Origin of the sequence: uncultured Cohaesibacter sp. (assembly GCF_963556055.3) — a bacterium.
Classification (GTDB): domain Bacteria; phylum Pseudomonadota; class Alphaproteobacteria; order Rhizobiales; family Cohaesibacteraceae; genus Cohaesibacter.
The window spans coordinates 196694-217258 of the sequence record NZ_CAUVYE020000013.1 but is presented as its reverse complement, the minus strand read 5'-3'; the positions used below and the strand labels follow the sequence as shown (position 1 = coordinate 217258).

The 20565-nt window shown below is 53.5% G+C and carries 14 protein-coding genes; 6 read left to right on the top strand and 8 right to left on the bottom strand.

Annotation, left to right across the window (positions count from 1 at the left end; all coding sequences use genetic code 11):
• Positions 1-67 precede the first annotated feature (67 nt).
• Entirely contained in the window at positions 68-5182 is a 5115-nt protein-coding gene (locus tag ACHZB8_RS09720) for a hypothetical protein (RefSeq protein WP_316860064.1), read from the bottom strand.
• A gap of 557 nt (positions 5183-5739) precedes the next feature.
• Here ACHZB8_RS09720 and ACHZB8_RS09715 point away from each other — a divergent pair.
• The 3 genes from ACHZB8_RS09715 (at position 5740) to ACHZB8_RS09705 (ending at position 7382) form a co-directional block, all read left to right on the top strand.
• Positions 5740-6063, top strand: a complete 324-nt coding sequence (locus ACHZB8_RS09715; RefSeq protein ID WP_316860063.1) for an Hpt domain-containing protein — start codon at positions 5740-5742, stop codon at positions 6061-6063.
• Positions 6064-6186: 123 nt separating this feature from the next.
• A complete protein-coding gene (locus ACHZB8_RS09710; RefSeq protein WP_316860062.1) occupies positions 6187-6507 on the top strand; it encodes a 2Fe-2S iron-sulfur cluster-binding protein in 321 nt (106 codons plus the stop codon).
• Between the two features lie 221 nt (positions 6508-6728).
• Positions 6729-7382: a class I SAM-dependent methyltransferase gene (locus ACHZB8_RS09705; RefSeq protein WP_316860061.1), complete on the top strand. Its 654-nt coding sequence runs from the start codon at positions 6729-6731 to the stop codon at positions 7380-7382.
• A 14-nt stretch (positions 7383-7396) separates the two neighbouring features.
• Here the strand turns inward: ACHZB8_RS09705 and ACHZB8_RS09700 are convergent, their stop codons facing one another.
• The 4 genes from ACHZB8_RS09700 to ACHZB8_RS09685 form a co-directional block, all read right to left on the bottom strand.
• Positions 7397-8602 carry an MFS transporter gene (locus ACHZB8_RS09700; RefSeq protein WP_316860060.1) on the bottom strand — a complete coding sequence of 402 codons (1206 nt, stop codon included), beginning with the start codon at positions 8600-8602 and terminating at the stop codon, positions 7397-7399.
• A gap of 179 nt (positions 8603-8781) precedes the next feature.
• The gene (locus ACHZB8_RS09695) at positions 8782-9876 is read right to left on the bottom strand and encodes a TIGR01620 family protein (protein ID WP_316860059.1); all 1095 of its coding nucleotides are present in this window, start codon (positions 9874-9876) and stop codon (positions 8782-8784) included.
• The gene (locus ACHZB8_RS09690; protein ID WP_316860058.1) at positions 9873-11438 is read right to left on the bottom strand and encodes a YcjX family protein; all 1566 of its coding nucleotides are present in this window, start codon (positions 11436-11438) and stop codon (positions 9873-9875) included. The genes ACHZB8_RS09695 and ACHZB8_RS09690 overlap by 4 nt, the downstream gene beginning before the upstream one ends.
• A gap of 221 nt (positions 11439-11659) precedes the next feature.
• Entirely contained in the window at positions 11660-12238 is a 579-nt protein-coding gene (locus tag ACHZB8_RS09685; RefSeq protein ID WP_316860057.1) for a histidine phosphatase family protein, read from the bottom strand.
• A gap of 674 nt (positions 12239-12912) precedes the next feature.
• Here ACHZB8_RS09685 and ACHZB8_RS09680 point away from each other — a divergent pair.
• From ACHZB8_RS09680 to ACHZB8_RS09670, 3 genes are read left to right on the top strand one after another with little or no spacing between them, the layout of a single operon-like run.
• Positions 12913-14265, top strand: coding sequence for a flagellar hook-basal body complex protein (locus ACHZB8_RS09680; protein WP_316860056.1), 1353 nt, complete (start codon positions 12913-12915; stop codon positions 14263-14265).
• 58 nt (positions 14266-14323) lie between these two features.
• On the top strand, positions 14324-16183 hold the full coding sequence (flgK, locus tag ACHZB8_RS09675; protein WP_316860055.1) for a flagellar hook-associated protein FlgK: 1860 nt from the start codon (positions 14324-14326) through the stop codon (positions 16181-16183).
• Positions 16184-16220: 37 nt separating this feature from the next.
• Positions 16221-17720, top strand: coding sequence for a hypothetical protein (locus ACHZB8_RS09670; RefSeq protein ID WP_316860054.1), 1500 nt, complete (start codon positions 16221-16223; stop codon positions 17718-17720).
• Positions 17721-17887: 167 nt separating this feature from the next.
• On the opposite strand, the gene flaF is transcribed toward ACHZB8_RS09670, so the two are convergent.
• From flaF to ACHZB8_RS09655, 3 genes are all read right to left on the bottom strand, one after another.
• Positions 17888-18256, bottom strand: coding sequence for a flagellar biosynthesis regulator FlaF (gene flaF, locus ACHZB8_RS09665; protein WP_316860053.1), 369 nt, complete (start codon positions 18254-18256; stop codon positions 17888-17890).
• On the bottom strand, positions 18234-18632 hold the full coding sequence (flbT, locus tag ACHZB8_RS09660; protein WP_316860740.1) for a flagellar biosynthesis repressor FlbT: 399 nt from the start codon (positions 18630-18632) through the stop codon (positions 18234-18236). The genes flaF and flbT overlap by 23 nt, the downstream gene beginning before the upstream one ends.
• A gap of 268 nt (positions 18633-18900) precedes the next feature.
• On the bottom strand, positions 18901-20253 hold the full coding sequence (locus ACHZB8_RS09655; RefSeq protein WP_394706165.1) for a flagellin: 1353 nt from the start codon (positions 20251-20253) through the stop codon (positions 18901-18903).
• Positions 20254-20565 lie beyond the last annotated feature (312 nt).

The window sequence follows — 20565 nt, the reverse complement described above, 5'->3', positions numbered from 1 at the left end:
CATCAGGCACCCTTTTTGTCTTTCTGCCATTTCTCGGGGCATTCGCCCCTTATGGGTCAAACCTTCCCTATCCGAGGCGCCCGCTGGCATGGGCCAGCATGGTGTAGACCTTGCCGGTGTCAGAGGTGAGATAGCTCATCGTTTGCGAGCCGTCCCGGTCCTGACGGGAAATGTCATCAAGGATGCGCTCATAGTCTGCGACATAGCGATTGACCGTGTTGCGGAAATCGGTGTCACGCTGATAACGCATGCGGACATCTTCAAAGGTCTGTTGGCCCTTCAGTGTGTAGAGCCGACGAGAGAAGCTTCCTCCTTCGCCGCGACGATAGCTTTCCCAGGCTTCTGCCTGATTGGTGCTGTCGATGCCGCGAATGATGTCTTTCGAGATCGGAGCAAGGGCTTCTGCGTCGCCCGGCTGAGGCATGTTGTCTTCCGGCTGGGATGCACGGCGCAACAGATCGGAGACCCAGCCGCCGGACCGTCCGTCATCCTCATGATGTTGAGGCGCGGTATAAGCACTTGCGGTTTGAGCAGGTGGTTCGGGTTGACGCATCTGGGTTTGTTGAACCGGCGGCAGCGGACGCTGTTGTTGCGGCTGCGGCTGGCTCATCGAACGTTGCTGGCTGGAGCTGGTTCGCTCGGAAGACTGCACGGTATCGAACATGTTGCCATGGCGCTGAACCACACGGGACAGCTCCTTGAGGGCATCGATCTGTTCGGATACGACCCTGCGCATGGCTCCGGTTGCTTCCCGTGTTTCGCCGGGCAATTCAGTCAGGCCATGCTTGAGTTCCGCACGTGTATTGTCAAGATCGCGTTTGATCTCTTGCGTGATCGAGCGGATATCCATGGTTGCCTGCTCGAAGCGGGAATTGGCTTCGGCCATGGACTGTGCCATTTCCTCGCTCATTTCGCGCTGAACGGCGCGAATGGACTCGGCAGCACGGCGGCCTTCGGATGCGGCATTGATGCGGAGCTGTTCGAGCTGATCCATGACTTCCTTGGATACGCCTTCGGTGCTCTGGCTCAGAAGCATGCCAACGTCGCGGGCGCGTCCTTCGGCTGTGCTCAGGGTACTTGCGATGATGGACGTGAAGTTGTTGAGCACATTCTCGATGGCTTCGGTCCGGTGAACCAGATCTTCGGTCATTGCCGAGAGCATGGCTCTGCGTTCCTCGACGGTGCCTTCCAGTCGGCTGTTTGTCGATTCCATCAGGCGCGTGCTGTTGACAAGAGCCGTTGCCTGCTCTTCGAACTTGTCGGTCAAAGACGCGACCTGACCCAGAATGTTGTTTGAGACATTCCGCAGATCCTGAACCTGATCGGTCAATTGGTTGGCCGAGCTGCCAGCTTCGTGAACAACCGTTTCGACAACCTGACGGAAGCGGCCAGTTTGATCGGAAAGGCTGGTTTCGATGGTCGACAGGCTGTGTCCGGCATTGAGCAGGAGTTCGGACAGGGTGTCGTTGGCGTTTTTGAGACGCTCGACGATTTCCGTTCCGTCAGACCGCAGCAACTCGTTGGTGCTGCTCATGGACTGGCTTGCTTCCTCGGAGGCAACGCGCATCGCCTCGACAATCCGTTTGTTGGAATTGTCAAGATTGATGATCGCGTCGTGGCTGGTCTGGGCGATGGCCTTGACCAGATTGCTTGAAGAGGCTTCAAGTGCAGTTTTTGCCTGCTCCGAACTGATTGTGAGTGCTTCCACCGTTCGTTTGGAGCTTTCATCCATGGCAGACAGCGTTTCGGTCGATTTTTCGCTCAGCGTATCGACGGCCACCTGAACGCTGGAGGTGAGAACCTCTCTGGTCCGGGATGTGCTTTCTTCCAGCGCATGGAGTGCTTTCTGTGCACTGCCCGTCATGGTCTGGGCTGCATGCTCGGTGCTGCTTGCCAGAGAGTTGACAGAGCGATCCGTGCTTTCGTTGATGGCCTGAACTGCCTTGTTGGTGCTTTCTTCCAAGGTTTCTGTTGCGCGAACGCTGTTTTCGGTGATGGCCGAGACCAGCGTTTCACCGGTCTGCGCCAGTGTCTGGGAAGCGCGGGCGCTTTCCTGTGCCACAGCTCTGGCAATTTCACCGCCGCGGCTGGAGAGGCTCTGAATGATGCTTTCGCCAGCCTTCTGGAAGGTTTGAGTGATGTTTTCAGAGCGGCTGTCCAGAGCCTGAACGACCGAGTTGCCCTTTTCATCAAGGATTGCGGAAAGCTCGGCAGACCGCGAGCCGAGGACCGCATTGAAATTCTCGGTCTTCTCGGTGATCTCGGCGCTTGCCGTGGTCAGGGTCGATGCAAGGGCATCCCTTGCCTTGGCGCTTTCGGTCGCGAAGTTGGTCGAGATCGCGTTGAGACGATCATTCAGAATGGCCTCGATCTGTGCCGAACGGCTGTCGAGGGTCTCTGCTACCTCGAAGACCTTGCTGCCGAGTGACACGTTGATTTCTGCAACGCGATCCGACAGGGTCTCGGTCAGATCGTGAGCCTGACGTGACAGGGTTTCGCCGACGAGCGTGAGGCGTTTGTCCATGCTCTCGTTGATATCATGCTGGCCTTGGGAATAGGCCGCAGCGATATCGCGGGTGCGTTCCAGCAGGGTTTCGTTGATGTGGCGCGCGCGCGTGTCGAGCGTTTCATCAAGTTTGCCGGTGCGTTCTTCGAGCGCATTGTTGAGCGTGTCCGCCTTGGAGGCGAAATTCATGGTCAAACTCGAGATATTGTCCTCGAAGCCACCAAGGCGACTTGTGATGTCCTGCTCAAAGCTCTGGGCACTAGATGTGAGGGTGTTGGCGACTTCCTCGGCCTTGGTCGTCACATTGACGGAGAAGCCTTCAAGCCGCGTGTCAAGCATGGTTTCGATTTCGCCAGCACGAGCAAACAGGGTCTGATCGAGCGCATTGATGCGCTGATCCATCGAGTTGCTGAGGGAATCGAGACGATCACCGAGATGGCTCACCAGATTGGTGCCCTGTACGGAGACGACATCATCAAATGCCTTGACGCGTTCTTCCATTGCGATGCGGATGGCTTCGCTCTGGCCCTGAAGGGCATTGGTCAGTTCGCCGCCTGCGGTTTCGAACAGGTCCTTGACCTTGTTGCCGCGCTGGGCGATGACTTTGGCGATTTCGGTTCCGACCATGGCCAGACGTTCGGTGACTTCCATCGAGCGACTGTTGAGAGCATCTGTGGCGATATGAGAGGCTTTTTCCAGATTCTCGGTCATGGCCGCAGATTGCGTCTGCAACACAGTGTTCATGCTGCTGGTGCGTTCATCAAGCATGGAGCCGAGATTCGTTGCATGGGCTTCAAGCTGAGTGTTGAGTTCGCCACCCTTGACCGTAACAGTCTGATGAATCCGTTCTGCGGTTTCATCCAGCCGCCCGGCAAGCTGGTCGCCTTGTGAGGACAGGGTTTCGGAGATGTGCGCTCCGGTTTCCGTCATCCTCTGGGTCAGGTCCATACCTGTCGAGGAAATGGTCTGTGCCACCTTGCTGCCAGTGTCGTCCAGTTTCTCGTTGATTTCGTTCCCGCGCAGAGACAGATCAACCAGAAGCGCATCGCCGGTGCCTTTGAGGGCTTCGGAGACTTCAGCGGACCGTTCCGTGATGGCGGAGACGATTTCAGACCCTTGTGTCCGGATGTTGTCCGCAACGGTTGAACCTGTTTCAGACATGGACTGGGTCATGGTGGCGCTGATTTCAGACAGGCTGCTTGTTACCGATGTGCCGATCTCTCTCAGTTCGCCCGTGATGGCTCCGCCGGTATTGGCAAGATTTGTGGTAACTTCAGAGCCAAAGCTTCTGAGATTGTCTGTAAGTGCCTGACCGGTTCCGGCAATATTTTCCGTAACCTCAGAGCTGATGGTGCGCAATTCGCCACTGAGCGCATTGCCCGTGTTGGCAAGATTTTCGGTTACGCTGGTGCCGATGGCCTGAAGATTTTCGTTGATGCCTTCTCCTACACTGGCGATGTTGTAGGTTACATTTTCGCCGGTCTGGGAGAGGGTAGTCGTCAGTTCCTGGCCTGCGCCGATAAAGCGGTCTGTCACTTCGTGACCGATGCTTGCGAGCTGGCTGGTAAGGTCTGTCCCCGTCTGTTCCAGTTTCTGGGAAATGTCGATGCTGGACATGTTCAACTGGTTGGTGATCGACTGGCCTGCATCGGTGAGGGATTCTGTCACGGTTGCGCCGGTCGTCGAAAGACGGTCAACGAGATCTGAGCCACGGTTGGAGAGAACATTGACCATCGTCTCGCCCGCATTGGCCAGAGCAATGGTGATCTGTTCGCCTTTTTCCGCCAGTGAAAGGGTTACGCGAGAGCCAGCGTCGGACACGCTTTTGGAAATGGACTCGCTCGTCGTGTTCAGTTCGTTGGAAAGGCTGGTATGAGCCCCCGAAATCGAAGCGCGTACACGCTCGGAATTGCTGACGATGGCTTCACGCTGGGTGATCAAATCGTCGATCAGCGAGCGGATGCGCAACTCGTTTTCCGAATAAGCGCGTTCGAGCGAGGACACTTCATTGTGAACCATCACTTCCAGTTCAGAAGCGCGCGCCAGGGCCCTTTCGATGCCGTCGCTCATGGAGGCCACTTCGCGGCGAATGGCCTGACCGACATTGACCACGGATTCCTTGGCAACATTCTCCGGCTCGACCAGACGCATCGCGACTTGCGTCATGGTGTGTGAGACCTGGCGCATTTCGTGCGCGCGAATGACAATATAGGCCATCATGAAGAAGAGAATGACCGGCAGGACAACCCCGGCAAGACCTGCAAGAGCAGCCGGTGAGTTGAGAAGGGCTGAAACGCCACCCTCAACAAATGCGCTGCCACCAACGCCTACAAAGAAAATGCCGCCACTGATCGCGACCCAGAACAGGGACAGGATCGTTGCAAACATGTAGGGGGCCGAGCTTGGTGGTTGTTGCAAGGCATGGAGCATGTGACCGACAGTCTGCTCGTCATCATTGGCAGGCCGCGGTTTGATCTTGCTGCTCCGAGGTTCGGACTTGCCGCTTTCCTCGTCTCTCAGAGCCGTGTTTTCGACCGCCATATCCGAGGATGCTTCGGAAGTCTTGCCGGACTCCTCCGCTTCATCGGAGACATCAAAGTCCAATTTTAAAGCATCTTCAACTGCCGACAGAGCCGCTTCTGTCGGATCCTGAATTTTTGGAGACTTTCTTACCATGTCTGATCTAGCCTTATCCTACTCAATACTCGCCACAGTCCTGCAATACTCGTTCCTATCAGCGGGGCTGACGGATAGCCTCTCGAAAATTGCAATTTCCCCTGTTGGTTTAATTTCGTTCTCGAACCACACTCTTGTCTGATGCGCCCGGTGTTTCAAATCCTGCAACCGGCCCTCAAATCAAATTCAGGGCACGCTCATGATCGACGGATTTGGGGAGTCCGCAAGCATCAAACTTTTGCGTTGCATCGTACAAGGAGAGCAAAGTCAAAGGAACTACTATTTTGTTGGTACGGTAGCAATTTGTTAACCATTGCTCACCTGGGATTTTTATCCTAACGGTTCCGAGGGTGGGTCCGTGCTCTTAATTATCTGAATATAATGTGGTTTTTGTGATTTTTCTGATTCGATATTGTCACTTTCAATCCATCTGGCAGTTGCACACATTATTTGCTTCGATCTGTTACGAATCGGGCGATTATGGTTAACGTCCGGTAACCATTTTGGGATTTTTTTGATTCCTTCACACTTGGAGATGTTTTGGGAGATATTTAATCATGGACCTACAAAATGCGCCAATCGATCTGGAGCATTTGGCTCGCCAGACGATGTCAGATCCAGAGTTGCAAAGGGAAATTCTCTCCATCTTCGTCAAACAGATGACGGACAAGATCGAGCAATTGCAAAAGCAGATGTCGGAACTGGATGCACTTGCCCATAGCATCAAGGGGTCAGCAAGGGGGGTGGGGGCCTGGCAGGTCGCCAATGTGGCTGAGCAGCTCGAAAGAGGTAAGGGGCCCAGAGCAGACGTCATTATTCTTCTTGCAAGGGCGATGGAGGATGCAGTGCATCACGCTCGGCTGTTGCTTGAAACCTCATGACGCGCCGCTGAATGCGGTTTCGCTACATAAATATACATTTCATTACAATTAGCCCTCTGTTTTCTGCGGGGCAATTGGGCTATAGCCAATGCAACAGACTGTCGAGACAAACGAGCAAAACGAATGCCTAAAGTTACATATATCGCTTTTGATGGAACCAAATATGAAGTAGAGGCCAAAACCGGCTCTACGGTCATGGAAACCGCAATCAAAAACGGAATTCCGGGAATAGAAGCGGAATGCGGTGGTGCATGCTCTTGTGCAACATGTCATGTCTATGTGGACCCACAATGGACGGCGGTAACCGGTGAGCCGAGCGCCATGGAAGAAGACATGCTCGATTTCGCTCAGGACGCCAACGAAACCAGCCGCCTTTCCTGCCAGATCAAGATTGATGACAATCTGGATGGTCTGATTATCCGCATTCCGGAAAGCCAGGCCTAGAAACCGGCTGAAAGGCACATGCTGTTCGCCCTGTCTGCAAGAAGGGACGGGCCTGTGCTTCGGGCTTTCCTCGGAGCATGAATGCTTGGTGCTGATCACGGATGGTGGTATGCGATTTTATGACCAGGGGCCGGTTCGGCACGTCGGAAAGATGCGTTGACGCTGGAAGCCGGACACGTTAGTGTTTTTGAACTTTCGTATTTTAGAATATTTAGGTTCTTATGGCCGACAGTTGCTCCTGCGCTTCGTGCAAATCCAGTTCCCTGTTTTCCGGGCTTATGCCTCGTGGCGTTCACCTTGTGTGCGGCTTGCCGGTTGTAACCCGTCAGCGGCAGAAGATCGTTCCGCTGGCAGAGGGCGATGTCGTGGAAATCGGCTTCGGGTCGGGGCTCAATTTGCCGCACTATGACCGCAAGGCGGTTCGAAGCCTTGTTGGGGTCAATCCCGATGATGGCCTGCCTGATCTGGCGCGGAAAGCAATTGCACGACAGGATTTGCACACGGAATTGCTGGTTGAGAGCGCTGAGAAAATGTCGCTTCCATCCCAAAGTGCCGATACGGTGGTCGTCACATATTCCCTATGCTCTATTCCTGATGTTTCCGCCACCCTGGCAGAGATGCATCGGATCCTTCGTCCCGGCGGACGATTGCTGTTTTGTGAGCATGGCCGTTCGCCAAAGCGGGATGTTGCGTTTCTTCAGGATGCGCTCAATGCTCCTTGGCGTGCCGTCGCTGCCGGCTGTCACCTCAACCGAGAAACCGGTTCCTTGATCGAAGCTTCCGGCTTTGCGTTGGAGCAGTATAGCATTTACGATCTCGGCTTCGGTACTCGAATTCTGGGAACCCACCATCTGGGGATCGCACGCAAAGGCTAGAGACGCTCCAAACCCTATTCTGCTGCCTGTGCAGCGGGGGCCTTGCCAACCCATTCATGGCCTTCAACCGGATTGCGCGGTACAAAACGCGAAATGATGAAGGATGTTGCGGCCATTGCAGAGCCGAGCAGGAAGACGAATGATGGGTTGATCAGCCAAATGAGGCCAAAGCTGAACGGGATGATAATGGCGGCAATATGGTTGATGGTGAAGGCAACGCCTGCGGTCGGGGCGATGTCGGCCGGGTCTGCGATTTTCTGGAAATAGGTTTTCATGGCAATGGCCATCGCGAAGAAGGCATTGTCGATGACATAAAGGGCCGCTGCCATCCAGGGACTCGAAACAAAGGCATAGGCGGTGAAGACGATAAACAGGCCGACATATTCAATTGCCATCATGCGCCGTTCGCCGAACTTGCCAATGAATTTGCCGATATAGGGAGCAAAGATCATGTTGAACAGGCAATTGATGAAGAAGAGCGCAGCGATTTCATCGACGCGATAGCCGAATTTCTCGACCATCATGAAACCCGCAAAGACGGTAAAGATCTGGCGACGTGCTCCGCCCATGAAGGTCAGGGCATAATAGAGCCAGTATCTCTTGCGCAGGACAAGGCGTTTGCGTTGGGGGTTCGGGGCTTCGAATTTGGGGAAGCTGAGCCACAGGAAGGCCATGACCACAAGGGTCAGAGAGCCGGAAATCATGAAAACGGTCTGATAGGACAGGTGCAGGGTTTTCCATGTTACGAAAATGATGCAGTAGGCCAGCAATTGCGCGGTGGCGGCAACGGACAGGATACGGCCCATCATGGCCGGGGCCTTGTCTTTGGGAAGCCATTGCAGCGATAGTGACTGGTTTGCCGTTTCGTAATAATGAAAGCCGACAGACATGATGATGGTGGAAAAATACAGCCCGTATACCGAAGGCAGGAACCCCGTCATGGCGACGCCGATACCAAGAAAGGCAAGGGCGAGAAAGGCCATGGTCTGCTCTCGCATGATGAGCAGGATGAAAATGGCGGTAAAGGCCAGAAAGCCGGGAATTTCCCGGATGGACTGCTGGATGCCGATTTCCCGCCCGGTGAAGCCAACCTCGGTGATAGCGAAATTGTTGAGCAAATTGTTCCAACTGGCGAAGCTGAGCTGACAGGCCGCAGCCATGAGCATGAGCAATACGTAAGGGGTGCGCCAGTCGCTGGCGGCTTTGGTAGGCGAAGTCATGTCTGGAAAGCCTGGATCATTGCAACGAATGGGTCGAGACTATCAGGTCAGAATTCATTTCGTCAAATCAAGAAGTTTGATCGAAAATGAACCATATCGAATGAATTGCCGCGTTTTTGTTCGGCCTTTCCGGGGTGGGTTCGCGCACGTTGCCTGCCCGGGACACCAGACAGCCTTGTCTATGGCTTCTCGGGCTTGGCGCTTTGCACCTGCTCCATTTCCTCGGTTTGGGCCCGCAGGGTCTTGATGACGGCTCCCAGTTGCGGCTGGGATTCCGTGATGAATGGCATCGGTCGGCAAAGGGCTATGGTGGACAGGCCGATACGTGCAGTCAGGATGCCGTTGAGTACGCCTTCGCCAAGTTTGGCAGACAGGCGGGCGGCAAGGCCGTGACCGATGACCTGTTGCAACAGGCTTTCACCTGCGGCCATGCCTCCGGTGACAGCAAGATGGCTGGCGATCTGCCCGGTGAGGCGCAGCATGGCGACGAAGCCGGGTCTGTTGCCATAGGCTTCGGCAATGGCGCGGATCATGCGCACGGTCTCCACCAGAACGACCACTATGTCGAACAGGGCACGGGGACTGATTGCGGTGACCAGAGCGACGCGTTTTGCGGCCTGATGGACGCGGTGGGTTGCCAGTTTGTCAATGGCAGGCATCAGGATCTGTTCGGTCTGGGCAAGGATGTCTTCGCGGTCGAACAGATGCGGCAGGTCCGCTTTCAGCGTCTGGCGGGCACGGAACAGCGAGGGCTGTTTCTGGTAGAGATCGATCAACTCGTTGGCAATCTGTGTGGCTGACTTCCGATCTCCGTCTTCATATGTTTTTGCAACTTTGGCGCGTAAGTGATCAAGGTGAGCCAGACGCCGCAGAGCGAGCAGCTCCCGCGCGACGAAAAACAGAAGGGAGAAGATCGCAATGCCAACCAATGCCAGACCGATCCATCCCAGATAGTCCCAGCGGTCGAAAAGATCGCGGATCAGGCGGTCGAGCCAAAGGCCCAGAGCGAGCATCAGAACGCCAGAAAAGGCCGACCAGAAAAGGGCAGACAGAGACCATCCCTTTTTCCGGACGGGTTTGTAGACCGATGCAGCACCGGTCTCGAGCATCTCGGAATAGTCTTCGCTGTCCAGCGTATATTCCGGCGTAATGGAAAGGGTTGCTCCCGTCTCGGGAGAAGGACGGGCGATGTCGTCGCCATAAGCACCGCGATCAAGCCGGATGGCTCTTGGTTTTCGGGTCTGGGACTGGTTTGAGTTTTTGGTCTCGTTCATTTCAGAATGTCTCCCAGCAGGAATTCCAGGGCGCGATCAAGGCGAATATGAGGGAGCGACAGCGCAAGGCCTTCGGATGTCTTGTCAAGGTCTGGCGGTCGGAAGCGGACGAAACAGGTCGGATCCATCTGGCTTGCAGGTTGCTCAGAAACTGATTCAGTTTTTGCCGCATTTTCTTCAAGTATCGATTCCGCAGTTGCTTGAGATTTCGATTCAACTGGTTTGAAAACTGAATCAGGGTCGGTTGGCAAGTCGCCGGGAAATAGAGCAAATTCGGTTTCGCCGTCAAATTCATCCTCTCCCAGAGATTCACCCTCCATCGGATATCCGATCAGTGAGGGAAGTTCTTCACCTTCCAGATTAAGTGTGGCTTCCCGTGTGGCCCTGATGGCGGCAATTGCCATGGTTTCGCAGTCTGCACCTGCGGACTTGACACGGCTTGACGCCCGTTCGACGAGGCGTTCGAGAATGCGTTCCAATCGGTCGTGAGACGTGTGATGCAGGTGATCGGCTTTCGTGGCGGCAAAGAGGATTTTGTCAATGCGGCGCGAGACAAGATTGCGCAGCCAGAAATGCGAGCCGGGGCGGAAGGCGCGCAGGATTTCCGTGATCGTGTCTTCAAGTTCGGCGAGGGTCTCGGGGCCTTCATTGAGAGCCGCGAGCAGATCTATCAAGACGATCTGGCGATCAAGCCGGGCGAAATGATTGCGATAGAAGGGAAGAACAATTTCGTTCTTGTAGGCTTCAAACCGGCGCTCCATCAACGCCCACAGACTCTTGCGGTCCTTGCAGTAAAGGTTGTCCGGAAGAGGGGCGAAGGTAAGCGCATTGCTGTCTTCCAGATCGCCGGGCATGAGAAAGCGTCCCGGTGTCAAAAGAGCATAGGCTCCGCGCTCCTTTTTGGCGGTGAGCAGATAATCGGTAAAGTTGCTGGCTGCTTGTCGGGCGATTGTCTCGAGGATCGGTTCATCGCCCTGTTCTTCGGTTTCAAGCTTGTGTTCTATGCATTCCGAGAAGGCCCGCCAGTCAGAGGAAAAAGGCTTGTAGAGATGGTGGTTCGCCTGATTGAAGGACTTGCGTGACCAATCTCGGAAACTCTGGTCCATCAGGGTGAGGTCGAGTAGCCACTCACCGGGATAATCGACAATGTCAAGGGCCAGTCGATCAGAGCGAAAGGTCCGCTTGAAGCTATCCCTTGATTGATAGCGAAGGGACAGGCGCACCTGACTTGTGCGACTGGTTGAAGAGGGCCAGATCTTTTTGTCCGTCAAGTCCGAGATGTGGCTTTCATAGCGAAAGCGGGGGACCAGACTGTCCGGATGAGGGCTTATCTCCGCGGTTCCGATCCTTCCCGTGGAATGGGCCTCGAAGCGAGGCAATCGACCGCCGTGGATGATGTTGTGAAGACTTGAAGAGATGAAAATCGTCTTGCCGGAGCGGGCAAGCCCGGTTACGCCCAGCCGAACGCTGGGTTCGGTCATGTCGCCAGCGATATCTGCCAGATTGGCAGTCGCAATGCGTAGCTCTTCAAAGATTTTCATTTCAACACCTAGTCGTTGCATCCGGCAGGTCCTCTTGCATCAGGCTCCTGACAGAGAGGGCAACGGATCAGAGGCAAAAGCCCTTTTTCGCGCTCCAGATACGTCTCCTATGCATTTAGGCATGGATAGGGGAGAATGCAAACCGGAAGCGGAGCGACCCACCGAAAGGGTGGGCTGCCAATCGCTTTGTCGCTTGCTCAAGGGGAGAGTTCGGAGGGAGAGGAATGATCAGTGGGGTGCTTTTATCGGCGGAAAAAGGTCGGTGCCGGATTTTCGACGATGATGTCTTCGTCTGTGTCAAACTCCAGATCCAGGTCTCTGGGCTTGATAAAGTCAACAAGATGGCCGCTTCTCAAAGTGATGTCGTCCCAATGGTCACAGTCGAAATCCAGAACGGCGAGGGCTGCGGTTGGATATTTCGAGCGCATTTTCTTGATGAGAAGCGGGTCGCCCGACCCTGCAAGCCTGAGAGCGACGTCCTGTAAACCGGAATTGTGCCCGACAAGCATCAAATGCTTGCTGTTTCTGGCATTGGCTTTTAGCAGGCTCAGATAGTCGGGGGCATTGCCTTCATAAAGAGCATCCAGCAAATGCAGGCTTACTTCACCCGTCAGCCCCGGTACGATGCCTGCCAGTGTCTCCTTGGTGCGCTGGGATGAGGAGCAAAGGATACGATCAGGGTGATAGCCGCGCATGTTCATGGCTTGCCCTATTCTTGGGGCGTCCTTTTTGCCACGTTTGTTCAGTGGGCGATCAAAGTCATGCAAGGACGGATCGGACCAGGATGATTTTGCGTGGCGCAGAAGATAAAGCCTGATCATTGCTAGACATCCTCCTTGAGATGCTCGCCTTGGCTTTTGCCGCGTCAATCAAACGCGAAAGACTTAAGCCAATGCCGTTTTGTTTCTGCCTTTGGTATCGAAAGACAACAAGCGTGTTGATCGGTTCCCGACCTGGTCCGGGGACAGCTCTATCCTGGCATCCGGGACGGGGTTGGATCTGATTAATATGGTTCGTGACTGAAGCCAAACGCTTCTTTGGTTGTGTGAGCCTTTTTGCACGTTCGTCGGCCGGCCGGCGGCAAACATGAGCTGATTGGAGCTTTTTCTCTGAGCAAGGCTACATTTTCATGACAAACACGACCTTTTTGACTTTTTTCATGGTCCTCTATCGCTTTGGTCGCATTGAGGGCTGGTTGCTCTGGAAGTGGGGGGGGCTTGACGTGTGCTGCCTTGGAGAAAGGGGATCCTGATCGGACTTGTGCCTTGCTGGTTTGGGCTGGTGTGTGAGGGGCAAATGTAAATTTCCATTAAGGTCTTGTTAACTATGCATTTTTTTCCCCTTTTGAAGGGGGCTTGGGTGAAAATTACCTACTTAATGAATGGTTAAGAACGCTAAGTGTCTGAATTTATAAAAATATTTCTGAAAATAAAATTGGCCCGCGACTTGCAAAGAAACTGGCACTTGATTTTGTGTTTGGTCAAAGGGATGTGCCATGAGTCTTTATTCAGCGCTTACAACTTCCGTCGCCGGTATGAGTGCGCAGTCATCTGCAATGCAAAATATCTCGGGGAACATCGCCAATGTTTCCACGACAGGTTACAAGCGGGTGGATACCGCGTTTGTGGATCTGGTCAGTAACTATACCTCGAACAAAAGTGCCCAGACTTCGGGGTCCGTTCTGACCAACTCGCGTCAGACGAACACGGTTGCCGGCTCGGTCGATGCATCTGATACCACGACCCATATGTCAATCAGCGGTGATGGCTATTTCGTCGTCTATGAGAAGATCTCCGAGATTGACGGCATGCCGATTTTTGAGGGGACGCCACTTTATACGCGTCGTGGTGATTTCACGCTTGATGAAGACGGATATTTCGTCAATGAAGCCGGATATTATCTGGCTGTTATCGAGCTTGATAACGCCACAGGCAACCCTGTGAGTTCGGTGCCAACTCCGGCGACCTTCGAAGAAGACTTCATGGCTGCCGAAGCGACCACGACCATTACCTATACCGGCAACCTTCCCGCTGTTCCTTCAACGACTGATACATCTGGCAGCATGATTACGCCTCTGACCGGTTATACCGTTGATCCCAGAAGCACGGGGGCAGGGGTTATTCAGGCGCAGGATGAGACGCAGTTCCTTTCGCAATCCATTTCCGGCGGTGCCATTACCGCCTATGTGGCGAATGGTGAAAATGTCTCGGTTCAGCTCCGTTGGGGCAAGATCTCCGATAGCCCAGATACATGGAACCTGTTTTATCAGTCTGACTCCACTGCGACCGGTGGGGCTACCAAATGGACCAACGTGGGTACGGATTATGTGTTCAACTCTTCAGGAGGCATGACTGCGCCGGTTGCCAGTGTCACCGTGGCGGGTATGACAATCGATGGCACAAGTCTTGGCAATATCATTCTTGATCATGGCGGAGACGGGATCACTGCCTATTCGACGCAGACTGGTGTGGCCAACATGAATCTTTCTCAGGATGGTGCCGCTGCCGGCGAGCTTTCCAGCATCAGTATCGATAACTCCGGTTATGTGGTTGCAAACTATTCGAATGGCAAGTCGAGCAACATGGCAGAAGTCATTTTGGCTTCCTTTGATGGTGACAACTATCTGGCCCGCGAGAGTGGCGGCGCGTTTCGTGCTACAGAGGATTCAGGTGAAGCGATTCTCGGCGCAACCGGATCCATTCGTGGCTCGTCTCTGGAATCATCCAACGTGGATATCGCTGACGAGTTTTCAAAGATGATCGTGTCCCAGCAGGCCTATACGGCCAATACGCGCGTTCTTTCAACCGCAAGGGACATGTTGAGTGAAGTCATGCAGGTGATCCGGTAACTGGGTGATCTAGTCCCCTTTGTCCTTTTTGTAAGGGCAAGGGGGTGGAGGATGGCAAATGGCATTGAGTAGAGCGTTATCGATAGCGACTTCGGGTTTGAAAGCCACAAACCGCGACATGGAAGTCGTGTCCTCCAACATCGCCAACGCCAACACGGTTGGTTACACCAAAAAGACCACTAGCCGCGAAGATATGGTACTGAACGGGCAGGTGACGGCGGTCCTACAGACCTCTGTCCAACGCTCGATCGATCTGGTGGCCCAGAAACAATATTGGACCGAAACCGGCGCAACCAGTTATTCCGGGACGATCAATGACTATCTGAGCCAGGTGGATGCGATGTTCGGTCAGCCGGGTGATGAAAATGCGCTCGATTCCTTGGTCAATGAATTTTCAAAGTCTTTACAGGCCCTCAAGACAAGTCCCGATGATGCCTCGACGCGATTGCAGGTGCTCAATGACGCCTCGGTCGTGACCAATGCCATCAACAAAGCGGCCAACACGATTCAGGATTTGCGTCAGGACGCCGAGTTTGCGATCGAGGAAGCCGTCTCGAACATGAACGAGATTCTGGACAATATTGAAAAAATCGATTTGCAGATTCAGGAAGTCACCCTGACGTCGGGTCAAAATCCGGCCGGGTTGATGGATCAGCGGGACGCCTATATCACGCAATTGTCCGAACTCGTTCCTATCCGGGTGGAGCAGGTTGACAACAATTCGGTGCAGATTTCGACGACGGGTGGCCTGACCCTTTATGACGTGGAAGCCGCGAATCTGTCCTTTACCGCTTATGGCAGTGTCAGCGCCCACACCAGTTGGAGCAATGACAGCGCGACCAGTCAACTGGGCTCGATCTATCTTCAGAGCACAAGCGGGCAGCTCTATGATGTTACCACCTCCGATGGCTTTCGGGGCAGCAAGATCGGGGCGCTGCTCGAGCTTCGCGACGATATTCTGGTTGAAGCACAAAATCAGCTGGACAGCCTTGCCGATGGTCTTGCCGATGCGTTCGGGAAATTCGATGTTGCGGGCACGGCAGCGACTGCGGGAGCACAGAACGGGTTTGATGTCGATCTTGCCGATTTGCAGGCAGGGGACGAATTCACCCTTACCTATCAGGATGTGGCAACGGGAGAGACCAACGTTGTAACGTTCGTGCGGGTTGATGAGGCTGCATCCTTGCCTCTTTCCGATGATGTGACGTCTCGCAATGATGACACCGTTGTCGGCATCGATTTCTCAAGCGGAATGGCCAATGTCGTCACGCAGGTGCAAGCGGCGCTTGGAGCGGCCTTCACGGTAAGTAATCCGTCGGGAAGCTCATTGCAGATATTGGATGACGGGGCGGCCAATACGGTTACCATAGACTCCCTTGATGCCAAGGCGACAGCGACCGGATTGCAGCAGACAGCTTCGGCTTTGCCATTCTTCGTTGATGGCGGGGCTGGACCCGGCATCTATTCGGGCAGTGTTGATGGCGTGTCGCAACAGGTCGGGTTTGCCAGCCGGATCAGCGTGAACGCCAATCTGCTGAATGATCCGACGTTGCTGGTTCAGTATGATAGCAGCGTCGGAATTGCAGATCAGACCCGCCCCACTGCACTTTATGATGCTTTTGCGACAAACAAGTTGTCGTTCAGTTTTCAGGATGGCGGTGCGCCGGTCTCCATGACCGTGGATGACTATGCCCGCCAGCTTATAAGTTATCAGGCAGAACAGGCAGCAACGGCTGAAACACGAAATGAGGGACAGGAAATTGTCATGAACAATGTTCTGTCCCGGCTGGAGCAAAGTGCCAGCGTCGATGTTGACGAGGAGCTGGCTCGTCTTCTGGAGTTGCAAACAGCCTATTCCGCCAATGCGAGGGTCATGACCGCCGTGAAAAGCATGCTTGATGCGCTATTGACAGTCTGATCCCTGCTGTTGATGCCCCTAGAACAGGATTGAGAAAATGATCGGTGCCCTTAATGGTTATTCATCGTCTGCCATGATGAATGTGCTGAGAAACAATTCCAGCCTCATGCAAGATCTCACCATCCAGCTCAGCACGGGCAAGAAGTCCCAGACCTATGGGGGGCTTGGCCGTGATGTTGGTATGTCACTCGGGCTGCGATCGCAGATCAGCGCCATCGAAGGCTATCAAGAGGGCATCGAGCAGGCACAATTGCAACTGTCGATGATGAATCTGTCGCTGGAGCGGATTGTCGAGATCGGCTCTGAGGTGAGTGGCTCGGCTGATGGCACACAATTTGACATCACTTCAAAAAACCAGTCGGTTGGGCAGCAAACATCCGCAACGCTGGTCAAGGAAATGATCGGCCTTCTCAATACCGAAGTTGACGGCGATTATGTTTTCTCCGGCACAACAACAGATGTCGCTCCGGCGCTCAGCTATGATCGGATTGTCTATGGCTATAATGGCCAGGACGGACTCATCGAGGTCACTGACGAACGGATCCGCGCCGATGCCGGGGCAGATGGGCGAGGGCGGCTTGGCGTTTCGACTGTCGCTTCAACCATGACGATCACGGAAGAAGCAACCGACTTTGGATACAAACTGAGCGCAGTTTCCAACACCCTCAGCAATGTCAATGTTACCGGGCCTGCGGGCAGTCCTGCCAGTATTGCCGTTGACGTGACAGCCGCTCCCGAGCAGGGGGAACAGCTCAGTTTTACATTCAACTTGCCCGATGGGTCGACGGAAGTCATTTCGATGACCGCAACGACCGGTGTGACAGAACCGGGAGATGGTACCTTTTCGCTTGTCGGAACCCCGGACACGATTGCTCAGGCGATCGAGGATGAACTGGCTTTTCAACTTGAGAGAAATGTGGCGGCTGAAGGGGAGGCTGCGTCCCGCATCCAGGCGGCAATGGATTTTTACATGACGTCGGGCGGGAGCGAGCCAATGCGCGTCGTCGGGACACCGGAAACCGCAACCACACTGGATACGGCGACCGTTGCAGGCAAGCCAACCTTGAATTGGTATGTCGGTGAGAATGGAACCACAAATTCCCGCGATACTGCCGAGGTGCAAATCGACAATGGCCTTGAGGTTTCCTTTGGTGCCCGTGCAAATGAAGACAGCATGGCGCGGCAGCTTGCCTATATGACCGCTTTTGCGCTTCCGACCTATGATCAGAATAGCGATCTGGATGAGAGACGGTACACCTCGTTTGCCGATGCGGTGTCGGCTGGCCTTTCCAGTGTCCATCAGGGCGATGTGGTCAAGACCATCCTGACCGAGCTTGGCGTTGCCAATAAGGTGATGGAAGACGCCGACGGGAGGCATGTCATGACGCTCAGCATGCTTGAAACCGCCTCCGATGAAGTGGAGGGGATCAATGATGAGGAAGTGGCCGCAAAGATAATGACCTTGATGTCGACGATCGAGTCATCCTATCAGGCCGCATCCATGACATACCAACTCTCGCTGACCAACTTCATCTGATCGTTCGCAGCGATACTTTCCAAATTCGAAATGAGACTTCAGAAAAACAGCCTTCTGGCTGTTTTTTGTTTTGTTGGTCTTGCGGGTGCCAATAAAAAAGCGCCAGCTCAATTTGAGGGCGCTTGGTTTCTTGGTGTTTTCCCTTGCGGGCAGCCTGTAGGCAAAGCCTACTCGTGTGCGCGGAGGCCTTCGGCGATGTTGCGATTGATATTGATCAGGCTATCAACCGACGCATTTTCGGGGTCCGCCATGATGCGGAATGTGTGATTGAAGGTGAAAACGCCCAGATTGACCAGATTCTGACGAAGTTCCTTCGGCATTTCATGGTCTTCGCTGAGAAGTTCGCCAACAAAAAGGGTCCAGATCTTGCGATTGAAAGTCAGCGCCTCATCAAGTTGCTCGCGGGTGCTATCTTCAGATTTTGTTTGCTGCAATTTGGCAGCAGCCTTGATCAACAGTGCGGCTTCGCGTTCTCTGGGAGAACTCGCTTGAGAGCTTGCATTCTGATAAGCTCTAGCTGCTGATTGATTGTACATTACGAAGTAACTCCTCTTCGTATTTGATGAGAGCTTTTGCTTCTTTTAGAGCAGGATAAATTGAATTCGTTAAAATTTTGTTATTTATGTTGTCCACCAATGTTAATGCACTTGGTGCTGCTTGTAAAAAATCGTTCACAAGTGAGAAATAAATTTCTTTATGCTTGGCGATATCTTGGTCGAGATACATAAGCTGAATACAAAGATAAATACGTTTGGCGGGACTATTTGCCGTTTCCGAGGTGAGAATGTCTTTTTCTCTTAAAATCGGTGCTTGGCCATCCACGTAGAATCGAGTGCGATGATCACCATTTGTAATAATGCTACTGCCGATTACTATGCGCTCACCGGGGCGCAGCTCAATTTTTAGAGACATCCTGTTTCCTTTCGCCGCTTGCGAAAATACCATGTATTCGATGCATCCATGGAGCCTTGATTGTCAATGAAGAGATCCGGGCTCAAGTCGATGCGATTGGTATCCTTGGATAAAGCGTCGTTTCTTCTCAAAGATATGCTCTAGAATATTCCTCTGCCATTGAAAAGCCGAAAAGAAGAATAGTTGTTTTCTGTATTTCCCAAAAAAGGCGGAGTATTTCTCCGCCTTTCTGATTTGTGGATTATAGACCGCCTTAAGCGCTTTCTTGTTAAGCGCGAAGGAAGCTGGTAACGGCCTGGTCGGCCTGCGATGCAAGAGACAGTGCGGTGGTGGACAGCGTTTGACGAGTTTGCAGGGCCAACATGTTGGCACCTTCTTCGTTCGAGTCTGCCAGAACCAGGTTATCTGCACCGGTCTGCAAAGTGTTGATCATTTCCTTGGTGTAGTCCTTGCGGATCTGCACGGTGGAAAGGTTCGAGCCAAAGGTACCAGCCTGTTTGCGCAGGGTTACCAGAGCGTCGGCGAGTGCATCAAGTTTGAGGTTGGACTCGTCCGTGCTCAGTGAGGATGCATCGGTGAGGCTCAAGCCGGAAGCGGTAAGGTCAGCGGATTCTATGACCAGTTCCGATTTGTTTTCATCGCGATGTTCGTTGAAGGAAACGGTCAAGTCATTGGTTGAGCCGTTGATCAGGTTGATGCCGTTATAGCTGGCGTCATTGGCCAACTCATTAATCTGATCCAGAATTTCGTTATATTGATCAACGAGTTCCGAGTTGTCAGCGTCGGAAGATCCTGCCTGGTTTACGATGGTCAAGGTGTCGACATCGGTGTCTGCGGAACCGTCAGCCCAGGTAACAGCCGTCTCGCCTGCATCCAGATAGTCCGCATCAGCGTTCAAGTCTTCGGAGGCAGAGCCTGCAAAGCCGAAGGCTGCGGCGATGGATGTACCGGTGGAGCCGTTCTGCGTGGTGCTGTCGGTGGCGTCGGCATCGGTGATCGTCAGGCTGAGGCTTGCATTGCCGTTGACTTGCAGATCAAGACGACCGTCTTCCGTGATGGAGGCGGTAGCAACACCTGACGCGTTGATGTCATCAACCAGGTTGGCAATTGTATAGGCTTGGTTGCCAGCCGTATCAGGATCGCCATCGGCGAGGGTTTTGCCCGTTGCCGCGAAGTGAGCATCCAGATCGAAGGTGTTGGTGACACCATTTTCCGAAGTGGACGTGATGACAAAGTTGGAGTCCGTGGCGCCGCCGCTGCCAACACCGGTCATGCCAAGCGCTGTCAGTGTCTGAGATTCTGCGCGTGCCTTGGTGGTGGTGCCGCTCGTGCCGGTAGTATCGATGTTGGAGTCACCCTGAATGTTGGTGGATGCAGCATCGTTGTTGTTGGATTGGGCTTGGCGTACAGTCGCCTGGGCGCTTTCTACCAGATCGGTAATCGCTGAAATGCCGTTGTCTGCCGCTTCGATCGTCTTGATCGAGTTGGAGATACCGTCCAGCAGGTTGCTCAGGTCATTTGCACGGGCTGAGAGACTTTCCGAGGTAAAGAAGTTGGTTGGGTTATCCAACGCCGAGTTGACTTTTTTACCGGTTGCCAAACGATTTTGCGTTGTCGACATCAGGTCTGCAGTCTTCTGCAGGGACAAGAGGTTTGAACGCACGCCGGCCGAGAGAGTGATATCAGAAGACATTGGGTTACCTTTCTGGGTACTCACATACAGATATTGTTGCGCCTCCTTCTGAGGCTTAATTGAATGTTCGCGCCTAAACCCTAATTTAAGGTTAACCAAGCCTTTCCTATTAACCTAAACAAATAGTTATCTTTCTATTTGGACAACTTGGACAAGTATTTGTAAATGATGGGAAATTTGGAAAAAATTGGAAATGAAAAATCTAAGTATATTTCCTGATAACTCGATTTTGCATAAAAA